Origin of the sequence: Mycoplasmoides alvi ATCC 29626 (assembly GCF_000701785.1) — a bacterium.
GTDB classification, from domain to species: Bacteria; Bacillota_I; Bacilli_A; order Mycoplasmatales; family Mycoplasmoidaceae; genus Mycoplasmoides; species Mycoplasmoides alvi.
Genome location: NZ_JNJU01000002.1, coordinates 91,381 through 109,332, shown reverse-complemented (window position 1 = coordinate 109,332; position 17,952 = coordinate 91,381). Strand labels below are relative to the sequence as shown.

Annotated in this window: 14 protein-coding genes and 1 pseudogene; all 15 read left to right on the top strand. The window is 25.3% G+C overall.

Annotated elements, in window-relative coordinates:
• Window position 1 precedes the first annotated feature (1 nt).
• The 15 genes and pseudogenes from T383_RS0101535 to T383_RS0101470 all read left to right on the top strand — a co-directional run bounded on the left by T383_RS0101535 (window position 2) and on the right by T383_RS0101470 (window position 17,951).
• Window positions 2-580: an L-threonylcarbamoyladenylate synthase gene (locus T383_RS0101535; RefSeq protein WP_052663980.1), complete on the top strand. Its 579-nt coding sequence runs from the start codon at window positions 2-4 to the stop codon at window positions 578-580.
• A complete protein-coding gene (gene rpiB, locus T383_RS0101530) occupies window positions 555-1,049 on the top strand; it encodes a ribose 5-phosphate isomerase B (RefSeq protein WP_052663978.1) in 495 nt (164 codons plus the stop codon). The genes T383_RS0101535 and rpiB overlap by 26 nt, the downstream gene beginning before the upstream one ends.
• Complete coding sequence (locus T383_RS0101525; RefSeq protein WP_033159921.1) at window positions 1,030-1,476, top strand: hypothetical protein; 447 nt, start codon at window positions 1,030-1,032, stop codon at window positions 1,474-1,476. Before rpiB ends, T383_RS0101525 begins: the two co-directional genes overlap by 20 nt.
• Before the next feature lie 23 nt (window positions 1,477-1,499).
• Window positions 1,500-3,446, top strand: a complete 1,947-nt coding sequence (locus tag T383_RS0101520) for a transketolase-like TK C-terminal-containing protein (protein ID WP_033159920.1) — start codon at window positions 1,500-1,502, stop codon at window positions 3,444-3,446.
• 16 nt (window positions 3,447-3,462) lie between these two features.
• Window positions 3,463-5,190: a septation ring formation regulator EzrA gene (locus T383_RS0101515; protein ID WP_033159919.1), complete on the top strand. Its 1,728-nt coding sequence runs from the start codon at window positions 3,463-3,465 to the stop codon at window positions 5,188-5,190.
• 456 nt (window positions 5,191-5,646) lie between these two features.
• The gene (locus tag T383_RS0101510; RefSeq protein ID WP_033159918.1) at window positions 5,647-7,242 is read left to right on the top strand and encodes an APC family permease; all 1,596 of its coding nucleotides are present in this window, start codon (window positions 5,647-5,649) and stop codon (window positions 7,240-7,242) included.
• Window positions 7,243-7,248: 6 nt separating this feature from the next.
• A complete protein-coding gene (uvrB, locus tag T383_RS0101505) occupies window positions 7,249-9,243 on the top strand; it encodes an excinuclease ABC subunit UvrB (RefSeq protein WP_033159917.1) in 1,995 nt (664 codons plus the stop codon).
• Window positions 9,244-9,350: 107 nt separating this feature from the next.
• On the top strand, window positions 9,351-9,590 hold the full coding sequence (locus tag T383_RS0101500) for a hypothetical protein (RefSeq protein ID WP_033159916.1): 240 nt from the start codon (window positions 9,351-9,353) through the stop codon (window positions 9,588-9,590).
• 44 nt (window positions 9,591-9,634) lie between these two features.
• Window positions 9,635-10,282, top strand: a complete 648-nt coding sequence (locus tag T383_RS0101495; RefSeq protein ID WP_033159915.1) for a hypothetical protein — start codon at window positions 9,635-9,637, stop codon at window positions 10,280-10,282.
• 496 nt (window positions 10,283-10,778) lie between these two features.
• Entirely contained in the window at window positions 10,779-10,913 is a 135-nt protein-coding gene (locus T383_RS03985) for a hypothetical protein (protein WP_265736602.1), read from the top strand.
• Window positions 10,914-10,934: 21 nt separating this feature from the next.
• The gene (glmS, locus tag T383_RS0101490) at window positions 10,935-12,785 is read left to right on the top strand and encodes a glutamine--fructose-6-phosphate transaminase (isomerizing) (RefSeq protein ID WP_033159914.1); all 1,851 of its coding nucleotides are present in this window, start codon (window positions 10,935-10,937) and stop codon (window positions 12,783-12,785) included.
• 399 nt (window positions 12,786-13,184) lie between these two features.
• Entirely contained in the window at window positions 13,185-14,693 is a 1,509-nt protein-coding gene (locus T383_RS0101485) for an ABC transporter ATP-binding protein (RefSeq protein ID WP_033159913.1), read from the top strand.
• 3 nt (window positions 14,694-14,696) lie between these two features.
• The gene (locus tag T383_RS0101480) at window positions 14,697-15,647 is read left to right on the top strand and encodes an ABC transporter permease (protein WP_052663975.1); all 951 of its coding nucleotides are present in this window, start codon (window positions 14,697-14,699) and stop codon (window positions 15,645-15,647) included.
• A gap of 8 nt (window positions 15,648-15,655) precedes the next feature.
• Window positions 15,656-16,474: pseudogene (locus tag T383_RS0101475) on the top strand (ABC transporter permease); the annotation flags it as partial.
• Between the two features lie 103 nt (window positions 16,475-16,577).
• Window positions 16,578-17,951, top strand: a complete 1,374-nt coding sequence (locus tag T383_RS0101470) for a type 2 periplasmic-binding domain-containing protein (protein ID WP_033159912.1) — start codon at window positions 16,578-16,580, stop codon at window positions 17,949-17,951.
• Window position 17,952: the final 1 nt, after the last annotated feature.

Sequence of the window (17,952 nt, the reverse complement as noted above, 5' to 3'; positions counted from 1 at the left end):
TATGCAAGTTTATGAACCTAATGAAATTGATGAAATTGTTTATGAATTAAAAAGTGGTCGTGCCATTTTAATTGAAACAGATACACAAATAGGGATTGTTTCGATTGATCCAAAACTTATTTATTTTTTGAAAAAAAGACCTAAACACAAAAAATTAATAAGATTTATTAGTGACCCTTATCAAGTTAAAACTAAAAATAAATTATTTTATCAGTTAGCTAACCATTTTTGACCAGGACAAATTACTTTAATTGTGAATAAGATTGCTTATAGAATCCCAAATCATCCAATTTTGTTACAAATTTTGAAGCAAGTAAATTTTTTATATTCTTCAAGTGCAAATATTTCATCTATGAAACCATTAGAAAATACATTAGAAGCTTTTTCAATTAAACACTTTGTTAGAAATGAAATAGATTTAGTTATTGTTAATGGTAAGTCAAATTCTAGTATACCTTCTACAATATTTAATGTTGATAGTGGTAAAATCATACGTAAAGGAAATATGTATAATGAATTAGTAAATTTTCTAAAAGAAAATGGAATCAAATATGATGAAAACCTACAAAAAACAATCTAAAAAAAAGATTATATATATTGGTGCAGATCATACTGGTGTAAATGTTAAAAATGAAATAATAAAGTATTTAAAAAATAATGATTATTTTGTTAAAGATACAATTGCTTTAAATTCTAAAGATAATGATGATTATCCAGATTTTGGTTATGCCGTTGGTTCCAATGTAGTGAAGCATAAAGGTTCTATTGGAATTGCCATTTGCGGCACAGGAATTGGAATTTCAATAGCTGTTAATAAAGTTAAAGGCGTTAGAGGAGCTTTAGTTTATGATCCCAAAATTGCAGAATTAGCGATAAAACATAATAATGCAAATGTTCTATGCTTAGGTGCTAGAATTACAGACATAAAAACTATGATCCAAATAATTGATATTTTTTTAAATACCAAATTTGAAAAAGGACGTCACTTAAGAAGAATTAAAAAAATATCTCAAATAGAAGAGCAAATGTATGAATCAAACAAAAAATAAAAAAACATTAAATTTAAAACAAAAACAAAGTTTAAAAAATTTTTACATTTCAATAAGTCTTTTTGGAGTGTTTTTAATTGGAACAATAATTTTTTCAATTTTTGGTTTTAGTGGCTATTCTTATACTGTTGATGTTAATGGACAATTTTTAAATCAACCAGGATTAGTTTTTATTGATCCAAAAGATGGTAGTCAAATTTTAAATGGTGGTACAGAGGGACAAGAATTGTATATGTACATTTATCCATTTGTAAAGAATGGAAATGTTAGATTGTTGTTATCTTTTTGTTCAATAATTTGTTTAATTGCAACACTTGCTTTTGCTTTAATTAGTTTTTTTTATTTTTTAAATTCCAAAAATATACCCCCAAAAATTAAAGAAAAATATAAAGATAGCATTAACTTAAAAAATGAACATGATTTTTAATACTTAATAATAGGAATAATGATATGTTAAAAAATAATCCACAACTAGCAATCAATAACATAAGAATGCTAGGTATTGAAATGGTTGCTAAAGCAAAATCCGGTCACCCAGGAATAGTTTTAGGTGCAGCACCTATAATGTATGCATTGTTTAAGAATCATTTGAATGTTTATTTAAAAGATTTACATTATTTTAATCGAGATCGTTTTGTTTTAAGTGCTGGACATGGAAGTGCCTTATTATACTCAACAATGCTTGTAGCTGGTTATCCATCAATAACTATTGAGGACATAAAAAATTTTCGACAATTGAATTCCAAGACTTCAGGCCATCCCGAAGCTCATATTTTAGATGGAGTTGATATTGGCACAGGTCCTTTAGGTCAAGGGGCAGCAGCAAGTGTGGGATTTGCATTAGCAGAAGCGCATTTAAATCAAACATATGATAAAGTTATTGATCATTATACTTACTGTTTGCTAGGTGATGGGTGTCTTGAAGAAGGAATAACTCATGAAGCAATTGCAATAGCAGGCAAATACAAACTAAATAAATTGATTTGAATTTATGATTCAAACGATATCCAATTAGATGGAAAAGTAAGTGATTCTACAATTACAAAATTTTCAGATGAATTTAAAGCAAATAATTGAAATTATATTTTGGTTAAAGATGGTAATGATTGAAGATCAATTGATTTAGCTATAACTAAAGCCAAAAAAAGTAATAGACCTACTTTAATTGAAGTAAAAACAACCATTGGTTATGGTTCAGAAAATGCAAAGTCATTTAAAGCTCATGGAACCCCACTTTCTTTAAATCAGGTAGAAAATGTTAGAAAATTTTTAAAATATCCTTGTAATGATATGTTTACAATTTTAGAACAAACTAAAAAAGAATTTAAACCTTTGCTTAAAAGAGGCAACAACCATTTCACAAAATATAACAAAAAATTAGAAATCTTAAAAAATAAAAAACCAGATTTATATAAAAAACTAATAGATTCTATATCTAATAAAATAAGTATTTCAAAATTTCACTTAAATGACCAAAAAGATAAAGAAGCAACAAGAAATATTTTTTCTAAAGTTTTTAATTTATTTACTAAGGATGTGCATAATATTTTAGTTTTAAATAATGATTTATCTGGATCTACAAAAGTTAAAGATATTAGTTCTGGTAAATTTGAGAGCAATAAGTATGATCAAAAAAATATCGATATAGGTGTGCGTGAATTTTTAGGCGCTGCACTAGCTTTGGGAATAACTATGCATGGTGGTCTTAAAGCCATTACTTCCACTTTTATGAGTTTTTCTGATTATTGTAAACCAGCTATTCGTTTAGCTGCTATTAATCAAGTCCCTTCCATTAATGTTTTTAGTCATGATTCTATTACAGTTGGAGAGGATGGGCCAACACATCAACCAATTGAACAATTAACTATGCTTAGATCTATGCCAAATACAATTACATTTAGACCTGCAAATACAGGAGAATTATTTGAAGCATTAAAATATGCTCTTAAATCAGAAAAAAAACCAGTAAATATAGTTACATCAAGATCTGAATTTACTCAATCAATTGCACCATCCTTAACTGATTTTGAAGCAGGTTTCTATTTTGTATTTAAACAAAAAAATGCCAAAATTAATTTAATTTCTACTGGAAGTGAAGTAGGGCTTTGTTTAGATATTGCTAAAGAATTGAGTGTAGAAGGCATTAATATAAATGTGATTTCAGTTACATCAATGGAATTGCTAAGAAATAATATTTTAGAATTTAAAAATAAAATTTTATCTAATGGTTGCAAATCAATAGCAATAGAATTTGGAAGTCCTTATATGTGATATGAATTTGTGGATACTGTTTATGGTTTAACTGAATATGGTAAATCTGGTACTCCTGAAGATATTGCTAAATTTTATGAATTAGATATCAATTCATTAATTAAAAAAATTAAAACTAATATTTAATTACAAAGCGAATGTTATGTCTAATATTGCTTATCTCATTATTCTTATTTTTTTCTTTATATTGTCAATTAGTTATATTATTTATTTAACTATGTATATTCAAGTAAGAAAACGAATTAACAAAACTTATGAGTATCAAAAAAAATATAAAGAATATGCAATTATCTCTTTTTCTAGTTTAATTAAACCTTTAGAATTATTGGCAAAAGGTGAATTGCTTGACAAAGAGGGAATCAAATTAAAATTAGTTATTGAATACATGAATAACTATGATGAACGCTACCAAGCTCAATTAGCAGAAATTTGAAAAGCTATTGACATGTTATCAGATTTAAAATACCATTTCAATTTTTCTAAAATAGACAAAATGTTTTTAAATATTGATGAAGAATTTCAAAAGTTAGATCTATGAATTCAAGATTTTAAAAAATTAACAAAAAATGCTTCTGGCTATCAAAATGAAACTTCTAAAATTATGGTTAAATACCGCTTGCTAGCAGATGAATTGTTAGCTTTTTTGACTAATCATATTCTTACCAAATATGATAGTCCTGTTTTCAAAGAATTTATTTCAAATATTTCTAAAAATTTTGAAGATGCTAATTTTGCTTGCATGACTTTTCAAAATACAAAGTATATAAAAGCAATGGAAAAATTAAGATATTCTATTTATACACTTTTATCCTATGTAAATCGTTTATATGTTTTAGAACGTAAAAATGATTATTTAAAATTTTTAATTCGTGAAATCAATTTTATGTACAATGAAGCAGAAAAAGAAGGTAATTTATCTAATTTGAATAAATTGAATGAAATGTATCGAACAATAATAGATACAAAAGAAGGAATTGCAAAAGTTGATCGTGATTTGCATATTCTTCAATTTAAAGAAGCTGAGGAAATGATAAATAGTCTTTTAAAGGTTTTACAACCATTAAGATCTACTTTAGTTAGCGAACACGAAGCAAAAAATATTATTAATATTGGAATAAATAATTTTGTCAAAGGAATGGGAAGTTTAGAAGAGAAAGGAAGCAATTTGATAGTAGCAATTAATGAATTAAATCAAATTTTTGCTGACCATCCAACTGTAATGAATAAAATTAATTCAATTCAAAAAACTTTTAATTTAACACGCAAGTCTATTATTAATTTACAAAAATTTTATTTTAATGATCATAAAGATAATTACAGTAAATTATTAGAAAAAATGACTAACTTTATTGATTTAATTGAAAAACTTAAAGAAGAAATTGATAGTTTAATAAGTGAAATAAATTATGAAATATCTTCTTATAAAAACATTGTTCATAAAATCAATAGTTTAAATTTAAAGTATTTTCAAATAAGTAAGTATATGATTGACAATAATTTGCTATTACCTAATCCTTTAATTGATGAATTTGAAATGTATAAATCACAAATTTATAAAAAAACAATTTTAGCTGATAAAGATTATCGTTCTATTTCTAATGATTTTGAAAATTTTACAGCACATTGCAATGAATTGTTTATAAAGGTATTAAAACTTGTTGTTGAGCAACTATCAATCAAAAAAATGAATGAATTGTTGATGATGTTTTTAAATAAATATCGTCATGAGAATACAAATATTGAAAATAATCTTTTGTATTTAGAAAAATTATACAAAGATTCTAAATATGAAGAATCTTTAATACATGGAATTAAACTTTTAAATTTAATTAAAAAATCTGCTGAATCTAACAACTTAAAATTGTCTTAAAACAATTTATATTTTAATTTTTATATTAAATTTTGGTTAACAAAATTATATTTGCTTAGATAATATGTTTTAAAATACAAAACAAATGGATATAGTCATTCCAACAGTAAAAATGCTTATAATTTTTGAGGCAATATCTAGAAAGAAAAATACTATTATTGATTATCAAAACTAAGTTATAAATTGAAGTATTAGATTAAATTCCTTTTTAAATAAAGTATTAAATATTAGACATGGTAATAAAGACAATCAGCAAAAACAATTTAAATCTTAATATTTTATGGTATAATGAGCACATAAATTGGTGTAAATTTTTTAGATGTAATGAATAGAAATACTTAAGTATTTCATGTATTTATTAGAGAGAGATTTAAGTTGATTTGCCAAATTATTTTAGCAAATCAACTTTTTATTATCTAGTTAGAAAATCTAAATATTTATAAGAATGGGTTGCTCATGAAACAGGAAAATGCTAGAAAAATTGGGTTTTTTAGTTCTTTAGCAATGGCTTTGGGAACAATTATTGGGATTGGTATTTTTCTTAAAAATACATCTGTTTTAAATGCACAAATAGATGCTAACACTAATACCTTTTCATTTTGAAGCATGATTGTTTCATGAGGATTATCTGCAATTATTATTTTTGCTGCTGCACTTTCTTTTGCAGAAATATCTACAAGTAGAAAATCTTCAGCTGGATTAGCAGGTTGGGCAGAACAATTATCTAATAAAAAGTATGGTCGTTTTGTAAGAGTTCAACACCCAATGTATTATTATGCTATTTTTGTTGGTGTATTACCATTTTTAGCAGTAGAAGGTCTTTATAAAGCAATTGATTTAAGTATTAATGGCACTAGTTCTAATGGTGTTCACTTTGGTTATATTTTTTTAGGTGGCTTCATTATTCTTGGATCATTGATTTTGATTAATTTCTTTTCGACAAAAGGATCAACTTGATTACAAAATAGTTCAATGATTTTAAAAATTATTCCTATTGGATTAGTTTTGATAGTTGGTTTAGCTAATCTAAATGAATCTAATATTTTAAATAAAACTTCAAATGATTTATTGACTTCACCAATTAAAGATTTATATGGTCCTGATTTAACTAAATTTCATATACCAACAACACAAACATTTAATGTAGAAGGAATGTTTATTGCCTTACCTAGTATTTTATTTGCGTTTGACTCATTTACAAATATTGGTAATATGTCTACAAATTTAAAAAATCCTGAAAAAACTGTTCCCCTTATCATGGTTATTTCAGTTTTAACAGCTGCAGTAATTTATATTTTAATAGCTTTGGGAGCTGCTTTTACTGGTTTTGGAGACGCTAGTAGTATTTTAAAAACTATTGTTCCTGATGTAGCTGTAAATGCTGACCAAATACGAATTTCATTAGATATTATCATTAATATTTTTATAACAATTAGTGCAATTGGTGTTGTAAATGGCATGTCTTTTTCAATAATTAGAGGAGCACAATCAATTATTGATTCTGGACAAATTATGGGCTGAAGAAAACTTAGTTATATGAATCAAACTAAAAATAATTTAGGTACATTATTATTAATACTTTTATCTGCTGGTAGTATTCATTTAATTGTTGGTATTGTTGCCACAATAATAAATAATGATGCAATTGTTGATTCAATTACAAATTTACCAACCTTATTTTTTATGGCAATTTATGCAAGTATAATTTTGCTTGGTATGATTGATAGATATACTAAAAAGCAATGTAAAAAAGTTTTTGGTTTTGAAGTTGTGGCCCCAATAGCAATTTTGGGTATTGCAGTCATTTTTTCTTATTTCTTTTTTTATCAATATATTTATGCAATTGCTGCTAATGCTAATTTACCATCCTCTTCTGGTTTATTTTTTAACAAAAATAATGGTAGTTTGCAATGAATGAATTATGATGATGCAATTATTTTTTGGGTATTTTTAGTTTGATTTATTGGGTTTCCTTTTTTAAATCATTTAGTTATTAAAAAAACAGGAGGATACAAGGTGGATTTAACTAATGCCGTTGTAGAAACTAAATAGTTTTATATGAATAATAAGTCTAATTTTAAACTTGTAAGTAATTATAAACCCTCAGGAGACCAACCAAAGGCTATAAAGTCTTTAATACATAATTTAAAATCTAAGGTTAAAAATCAAGTTTTGTTAGGAGCAACAGGAACAGGCAAAACTTTTACTGTTGCTAATGTGATAGAATCTTTTAATAAACCAACTTTGGTTTTGGCCCATAATAAAACACTAGCTGCACAATTATATTCAGAATTTAAAGAACTTTTTCCCAACAATGCAGTTGAATATTTTGTTTCATATTTTGACTTTTATCAACCAGAAGCTTATGTTGCAAGAACAGATACATATATTGAAAAATCATCAATAACTAATAAAGAAATTGAAATGCTGAGGTTAGCTACACTTAATTCATTAACATCAAGAAAAGATGTTATTGTTGTTGCTTCAGTTGCATGCATATATCCAAGTGCACCTCCAGAAGATTTTGAAAATTTTCGCTTAATTGTTAAAATCAAAAATAAATATAAAATTCATGAACTTAAATATAAATTAGCAAATTTGAATTATAAATTTAATCGAATTGATTTATCTCCTGGAAACTTTAGAATTAATGGTGATATTTTAGAAATTGCACCTGGATATACAAATGAATTTTATATTCGTTTATCATTTTTTGGAAATGAATTAGAAGAGATTACAAAAGTGGATCCATTAACTGCTAATGTAATTGAACGTTTACATGCATATGTAATTGCACCAGCTGATGAATATTTAATGAATCGTGATCGAATGAATGAGTCTTTAAATTTAATAAAAAATGAATTAAAGGAAAGATTAACTTTCTTTAAAAGTCAAAATAAATTATTAGAAGCACAACGACTTGAGCAAAGAACTAACTATGATTTAGAATGTTTACAAGAATTTGGTTTTTGTAATGGAATTGAAAATTATTCAAGACATTTAGAATTGCGCAAAGAAAATGAAACACCTTACACTTTGTTTGACTATTTTGGTAATGATTGATTAATGATCATTGATGAGTCACATATGTCAGTGCCACAAATTCGAGGAATGTTTAATACAGATAGATCGCGTAAAACTAGTTTAGTTGATTATGGTTTTAGATTACCATCAGCAATCGACAATCGACCCTTAAATTTTGAAGAATTTCAAAAGCGTTTATCTAATGTTATTTTTGTTAGTGCAACACCTAATAATTGAGAAATTGATTATTCTAATGGACATGTTATTGAGCAAATTGTTCGACCAACTGGGTTGGTCGATCCTGAAATTGAAATTCGTTCTTCTAAATATCAAATTGATAATTTAATTGAAGAATTGCATAGACAAATTGCAAAAAAAGAAAAAACTTTTGTAACTGTTATGACCATTAAAATGGCTGAAGATTTAACAGAGTATCTAAAAGAACGCAATATTAAAGTTGCATATTTACATAACGAGTTAAAGACTTTAGAACGTTCATTAATAATTAATGATTTACGGCGTGGGAAATATGATTGTATTGTTGGAATCAATTTATTGCGTGAAGGATTAGACGTTCCTGAAGTTTCATTGGTTTGTATTTTTGATGCTGATAAACCAGGATTTTTTAGAAGTGACAAATCATTAATTCAATTAATTGGACGCGCTGCAAGAAATATTCATGGTAAAGTTATTATGTATGCTGATACCATAACTGAATCAATGCAGATTGCTATTGATGAAACCAACAGAAGAAGAAACATTCAATTATCTTTTAACAAAGAAAATAAAATCATTCCTAAAACCATTATTAAACCAATATATGGTGATTTAGGTAATAAAGAAAGTGCACGAGATCTTTATAATTTTGTTTCTAAAAAAACTAAAGGTCAAAAAAATATTCAAAAAATGATTGATAATTTTCGAAAAGAAATGTTGGATGCAGCTAAAAAGCAACAATATGAAAGAGCTGCAGAATTAAGAGATATTATTTTAGAACTTGAAGCCGAAATAAACAACTCTAAAAAATAAATATAATGTTTGTGTAAATATTAGTTGTATTAAAAGAATTTATAAAAATTACTTTTTTTTTTTTTTTTTATAATGTTTAAGGTTTATTTTATTTATAGAGTTTTTTTATGGATGGTCAAAAATTAAAAAGACATGCTTGCATTTCTCTTTGTCCAATTATTGCTTTATTAACATTAGGTATTTATCCATTAGTTATTGGTATTTTATTGCTTGTCAACAATAATAAATTTGAAAATACAGGTGTTGCAATTGCAACAGGAGTTTTAGCATTTGTTTTTTTTCTTCCAGGATGAATAACTTCTTTTTGTCTTAAACCTAAAATGCCAAAAAATGATAATGTAAATTAATTTGTAAACATTTTATTTTTATAGTGTAAGAGAGGTAATTTATTGTGCAAAACTTTCTAGACAAAAAAGAAAATAATGTCATTATTATAAATCAAAAATTAAAGTGATTTTGATCAATGGCAAATGCAATTATTGCTATTAATGTATTTATGTTTGTTTTCTTTTTGATTTGACTTTCAACACTCGTTAGTTATTTTACTACTCCTTCATATGATTATCATACTGGTAGATATTATTACAATAATGATTTACTCTATGTTTGACTCACTTTTTTATCATTATGAGGTATTCTGGGTACTGTAATTTTTGTTATATCAATAGTATTAACAACTTCACTCTATTCAGAACTTAGTAAATTTATTTTTAAAGAAAAACAAAGTATTTTTTTTATTTTAATTTTTTTTGGAATTATATTTGGTATTGTAGGATTTATAGGTGCTATTATGATTAATTCTTATCTAAAAAACAATAGATCAAAAATTGTTGAAGAATTAAAAAAAAATTATGATGCTTCTAATAACTCTTTGCCTATGACTCATAACCAAGTAATTAATACAAAAAAATATGACAATGTGGTATGCAAAAAATGTAATCTTATTTTTAAGGTTGATGAAATGCATTCAGTTTTAGTGGATGTTGATCAAAATAATGTTATTTATTTGTGCAACAAATGTATAAAAGATAAATATTAATTAATAATTTTATCTTATTAATGAAGTCTTATTTGCTATTTAGACTATATGTTTTATGTTTAGTTAAAATTTTGCAGTTTACATTTGTAACATAAAGAGCATAATAGTTACTATATGAAATATTAGTTTTTAAATTAATGAAATTAATATTTTTTATGTTTTTGGTTATCATTAACATATTAAATGTTGTATTATTAATTAGAATTAATGAAACTTTTTATAGATATAAAACTTAAATTTTTACTTAGTATAAAAGTATTAAATATAAAAGTGTACATAATTAAGTATGCAGATATAATTACTGAAAAAATACCAATAGTCATTTGATGAAACTAATAGAAGAAGAAATATCCAAATAACTTTAATAAAAAACATTAAATTAGATTTAAAATTTTTGTTAAATTAGTATACGATGATTTAATAAATAAAGAAAGCACACCCAACCTTTATAATTTTGTTTCTAGGAAAAATAAAGCTTAAAAATCTATAGAAAAAAATGATTGACAATTTTCGAAAAGAAATGTGGGATGCAGCTAAAAAGCAACAATGTGAAAGAGATGCAGAATTAAGAGATATTATTTTAGAACTTGAAGTTCAAGTATCTTCATCAAATAAAAGTAATGTAAAATAAACTTAATTTTAGGTGAAAAAAATGTGTGGAATAGTAGGTTTTATTAACAATAAAAAGGATGTTTTGCCAAGCATACTTAATGGTTTAAAAAGACTAGAATATAGAGGATATGATTCAGCGGGTGTAGCTATTTTTACTGATAATATATTTAAAGTAATTAAGTCTAAAGGACGAATTTCTGATTTAGAAAACAAAATTAAAGAATTTAAAAATTTATCATCTTTTTGTGGAATAGGTCATACAAGATGAGCAACTCACGGCGGACCAAATGATTTAAACTCTCACCCTCATTTAGGTGGTTTAAATTATGATAAGTTTGCCATTGTTCACAATGGAATAATTGAAAATTATGCAGAAATTACAACATTCTTAAAAAGAAAAAAATACAAATTTAAATCAGAAACAGATACAGAAAGTATTGCGCATTTAATTGATTTTATTTCAAAATCTAACCCCAATTGGAAAATTCACCAAGTTATTAGAGAAGTTTTAAAAAAAATTAAAGGAACATTTGCATTAGCCATAGTTGAACAAAATCATCCAGAACGAATTATTGCTACTAGAAGAGATAGTCCTTTAATGATTGGATTAGGTAATAATTCATTTAATATGGTAGCTTCTGATGTAAGTGTTTTTTTAGATCATTCAAAAGAGTATATTGTTTTAGATGATAACGAAATAGCTATTATTGAAGCATCCAAAGTGGATGTTTACAATTCAAACAATAAACTTGTTAAGAAAAAAATTCACAAAATAACTTGAAATATTGAAAAAGTACAAAAAAATGGTTTTGACCATTACATGCTGAAAGAAATTTGTGAAGAACCAAAAACAATTAAGCAAATAATTAATAATTATGTATTGAATAATCAAATTAACTTTGATTTACCTAGTTCTTTAGTAAAAAAACTTAAATTAGTCGAAAACATCTCTATTATTGCTTGTGGTTCTGCTTTATATTCTGGAATGATAGCTCAACATCTTTTAGAAAAATTAGCTAAAATTAAAACTAACACTTATGTTTCTAGTGAGTTTAGATATCAAAATCATATTTTGACTGATAATGAAATATGCATTCTGATTAGTCAATCAGGCGAAACAGCAGATACAATTGCTGCTTTAAGAGAAATGAAGTCTAAAGGAATATACACTATTGCAATTGTAAATGTGGTATCATCAACAATTGCACGTGAAGCTGATTTTGTTTTATATATTCATGCTGGACCTGAAATTGCTGTAGCAACAACTAAGGCTTATATTGCTCAAGTTGGTTTATTATCATTGTTTGCTGTTTATTTAGCTAATTTAAAGAAAAATATAAGTTCTTCTTTTATAAAACAATTTATAACTGATTTTATTTATTTACCAAATTATATTAACCAAATTCTTAAAAATAAAAAAGAAATTTCTAAAATAGCTCAAAATTATTTTAAGCATAAAAATGCTTTTTTTATTGGTAGGGGTTTGGATTATGCTATTTGTGTTGAAGGTTCTTTGAAATTAAAAGAAATTTCATATATTCATTCAGAAGCATATCCAGCAGGAGAATTAAAGCATGGAAGTATTTCGTTAGTTGAAAAAAACACTCTTGTTGTTGCAGTTGCTACACAAACTAACATTTATGAAAAAACAATATCTAATGTTAATGAGGTTATTGCTCGAGGAGCAAAAGTTTTACTACTAGATACTAAAAAAAATAAAAATTCTAAAATTAAGACAGATAAGCTTATTTTACTCCCTAATATTAATGAAAACTTATCTCCAATATTAACAGCTACTATACTTCAATTATTAGCTTATTATATTGCTGTTAACAAAAAATGTGATATTGATAAACCTAGAAATTTAGCTAAATCAGTAACTGTTGAATAAAATATAATATGTGGCAATTTTATTGCACATCCATTTTTAAATAATTACCTGGTCATAAAGTAAACCCCTGTTATTATTAATCCAACTAATATTAATATTGTTATTGCAAGTAAACTTAAAATTTGTATAAATTTAATTTTTGAATTTTTTGTTTTAAGTTTATTTATTTTTTTCATGTAAGAAAATTCCTAAATTTATTTTTTAATTCAAATAATTTCTTATTTTTTTTATTCTAAATGTAATTAAAATTTGGAATTAAAATATGCTTATTTTTTATGAATAAAAATTATTTTTTACAATAAAAATTTATCTAAAAAATATTTTATTTTTTTGTTATTTTTTTGCTTATAATTTATTATCAATTTTTATTGTTTATTTCCTATAAAGGAGAAATATAAATTGGAAACAAAAAACTTTATTGAACTTTCAAATGTCAATAAAATTTTTGACGATGGATTTGTAGCTGTTCGTAATTTTAATTTGACAATTAATCGTGGAGAATTTGTTACTTTGTTAGGTCCATCTGGATGTGGGAAAACTACAACCTTAAAAATGATAGCAGGTTTTGAACAACCCACATATGGTCAAATAAAAATTAATGGAATTGATATTAAAGATATGCCAGCATACAAAAGACCATGTGCAACTGTTTTTCAAGATTATGCATTGTTTCCTAATATGACTGTTTACAAAAATATTTGTTATGGATTAAAAGTTCTTAGAACTAACTTAGATTCTATTCCAGCCCATCGATATGAAGAAGCAAACAAAGTTTATCAAGATGCAATAAAAGTTTCTAATCTTAAAATTAAAGTTTTAGAGAAAAAACGCTTAGATCTTAAAAATAAATTAGATAAAGTATCACAACAATATTTTAAAAATGATTGATTTAGTGAAAATCGTGAAATGAGATACACACAATTTTATGATGAAGTTATTAAGTTAAGAGATCAAATGACTGAAAGTGAAGATGTATTTGTAGTAAATAAAATTGAAAAACAAATTTTAGATTTAAAAAATAATTTTAATAAGAAAAAAGTGATTGATAGACGCTATGATAAATTGTTAAAAGAGTATAACAATGTTGATTATTGAATTTCATATTGAGAAACATATCCAATAACAAAAAAAGAAGCATATGAAAAACATATGCTTACTAGGCCATTAACTAAAAAAGAAATTTCTGATCGAGCAAATAAAATTATCGAAAAAGTTGGTTTATCTGGAAAGGAAAATAAATATCCATCAGAATTATCTGGAGGTATGCAACAACGAGTTGCCCTTGCAAGGGCATTAGTTATTGAACCAGATATTTTATTATTGGACGAACCTTTATCTGCTCTTGATGCTAAAGTACGTAAGATTTTACAGAATGAATTAAAGCGCCTACATAATGAATTTAAGTTAACCTTTATTTTAGTAACACATGAACAAGAAGAAGCATTAATGCTTTCAGATAAAGTGGTTGTAATGTCTGAGGGGGATATTGAGCAAATTGGAACCCCTAGTGATGTTTATGATGCCCCAAAAAATATTTGAGTAGCTAAATTCATTGGTGCTGCAAATATTTTTGATGGTGTTTTTCTAGGAAATCATAAAATTCAATTAATAGATGGAACAATAATTGAAACTGATGAAGGCGATGATGGTTCTTATGCAATTAATGAAAACATTCATGTTTTAATTAGGCCAGAAGATTTTGATGTTGTTCCCCAAGGCCAAGGTATTTTTGATATTGAAATTACAAATGCAACATATAAAGGTGTTTTGTGGGAATTGACAGGTTCAATGTTATCTAATGAAGAAATTCCAATAACAGTTCACAATATTGATTTTGTAAATATTAATCAAAAAGTTGGATTAACATTTGATAGTATTGATGTGCATATGATAAAAAAGGAAAAATAAACAGTGCCACGAATTTTATCTAGTAAATTTACTCATATTTTTAAAGCAAATAAAAAAATTTGATTATTATTACCTTTTTTTTTATTTATGTTGCTTTTATTTGTAGTTCCATTAATTATTGTTATTGTAGCTGCTTTTAGACCAGTTTTAGAAAATGGTATTTCTGGATCTACGTTAGATAATTTTAGTCCTATAGATGGCTTTGTTTGAGAAAAAATTTTTAAATCTTTTTGAATTGCATTTGTTTCAACAGTAATATGTACTGTTTTGGCTTTTCCATTTTGTTATTTTCTTTCTAATCTTAAAAATAAAATTTATACATCATCAATTATTTTATTTGCTACTGCACCTATTTGAAGTAGTATGCTAGTAAAATTAATTGGACTTAAGTCTTTATTTGATTTAATTGCTACTTCTTCAGTTGGGGCATTGACTATTAATAGTACATATGGTGATGGATACACAATTATTGGAATTTGTTATGTTTATTTGCCATTTATGATATTGCCTCTATATTCCATTTTGAGCAACATGCCTAAAAATTATTTGTTAGCTAGTCAAGATCTTGGACGAAATCTATTTTCTTCTTTTTTTTTAATAGTTGTTCCATATTGCAAATCTGCTATTACTTCAGGTGTTTTACTTGTTTTTTTACCAGCATTTACCACAGTTGCTATTCCTCAATTTTTAAATAATAGTAACAATAGTTCCATGATTGGTGACTATATATATGACTTAGGTAGCAACACACTAGAAAGTAAGGTAGCAATTGCCCAAGCAAGTACTGTAAGTTTAATAATTGGAATGATAATTTTGTTTGTTTATTTTCTTTGAAAATGATTACCTAAGTTAATTAAATTTTTGCAAAGATGTATAACAATTAATTTTGGTTCTAAAATTAAACAAAAGTTAAATTACTTTTGTTTTTGAAAAAATAAAAAATATCCAGGATAAATGAAAATATGCAAAATCATAAATTTTATTATTTACTAAGACAATCCTATGTTTGAGTAATTTTAGCTTGCATCTATTTGCCATTATTAATTGTTATAATTATAAGTTTTAATAATTCAACTATTCGTGGCAACATTAATTTAGTTTTTGGAGTTCCAACAAATGGAATTGGTAGTTCAGCATATGATCATTTGTTGTCAGATGGTCAATTTGTAGAAGGTTTAGTTAATTCTTTAATTATTGCCATTATTGCAACACCAATTTCTGTTATTATTGCAGTTGCAGCTGTATTTGCAATATGAAACAATAAACAAATTTATAAAAAGACAACTCTTGCATTATCTAGTGCTTCAATTAGTACACCAGAAATAATTTCAGGACTTAGTTTAATTATTTTATTTACTTTGACTTGATTAAGTTTTAATCAATCATTAGGATTATTTACAATAATTGTTTCTCATATATCTTTTTGTACACCATATGCATTGGTTGCTATTTATCCAAGAATGCAAAAAATGAATGTTAATTTAATTTTAGCAAGTGAAGATTTAGGTTATAGCAAACTTAAAACTTTTTTTAAAATTACTATACCTTATTTGATGCCAGCAATTTTATCAGGAGCTGCTATTGCATTTGCAATGAGTTTTGATGATTTTATTATCACTAATTTAGTTCGTGGTTCTACCCAAACAATTGCTACAGAACTTTATACAATGAGAAAAGGCGTAAAAGCTTGAGCTGTTGCTTTTGGATCAATTGTTATTTTTATTACCATCATAATTACAATAATATTTGCAATTAATAAATTTTTCAATGAAAAATTTAAACACAGAGCCAATGTTATTAGAAAAACAGAAAAAGTTATGAGATTAAATATTAGAAGTTTAAAAAAGAATATTAAAACTACCAAAAATCTTAAGGCAATTATTGATGAACAAAATTAAATTTAAAATTTTTAATGCACTAATTGCATTACCTATAGCAACTATTTTTCTATCATCATGTTCATTAGACATAAGTAATCCACTAGTATTTGCTAATTTTGAATCATATATGAGTTTAGATTTACAAAAAAGATTACTCAATAATTTTAAAGATTTACGTTTTGATTATTATGCATCAAACGAAAATATTATTACTAATTTTAAAAATGGAACATATTCAATTGGTGATGCATCAACATATGCAGTAATTGAATTAATTAAACAAGATCAATTAGTTCCTTTAAATTGATCTATTTTTAATTTAAAAAATCCTATAACTAAGGAATCAATTTTGACAGCAAATGATGCTTTATCATTATTTATTCCCTCAGTACAAAAAATTTTAACTGGATATTCTAATTTGGGTATCTCTAATTTATTGGAATATTGTGTTCCATATTTTTTACAAACTTATATTTTTGCATATCGAGGGGATAAAATTTCATTTCAACCAAATTCCAATTGAGATACCATTTTAAATGTAATTGGAAGCAATTCTGCAAAATTTGATTCTAGTAAATTAGGTGCAGTTGAAGATCAAAGAACTTTATTTTCTGTAGCAAATCTTGTTAATTCTGATCAAAATATGATAAGTGTTAATCCTTCATCTGATACAAACTTAAAACCATCTATTAATGATTACATTAATATTTATAAAAATTTAAGTAATGGAAAAAAAATTAACAAATCAACATTAGGAACAAATCCTGAACCAATTTTTTTAAATTCTGATAGCAGCATTATTTTAAATAAATTAGCTATTGGTTCTCTTAATGGAGCTATGTTGTTCAATGGCGATGCTATTTTTGCTGCCCAAGGTGGTGAAAATTCCTTAAATAATTTGCCTACATCACAAAATTTTCATTTTGTTATCCCTAGTTTTACTCCTATAGCTTTAGATTGCTTGGTAATTAATAAAACAAATCAAATTAATAACAAAAAGCGTTTAGAAGATGTATACGATATTATTAAAACTATTACACTTGAAGGCACTGATTCTAACAATCCAGATGAATTTGAAACATTAGAAAATAATATTTATAAATATGGGCCAATGTTAAATTTTTCTTTTGTACAATATACCTCCCCATTACAAATCATTAGTGGACAAGAACCCAATATTAATAGTGTTGTTTATACAAATAACTATTTTCAAAATGAAAAAGATCCTAATCTAAGTGAAGCAATTAAAATGGCTTATTCAGTTAATGTCCCAATTGAAACTGATATTACTAATTTAGTTGAAGCCCCATTAAATGCTTGGCAAAAACAAACCATAATTAATGCTTATTTACGTTTTAAAAATACTGAGTGAAGTTAAA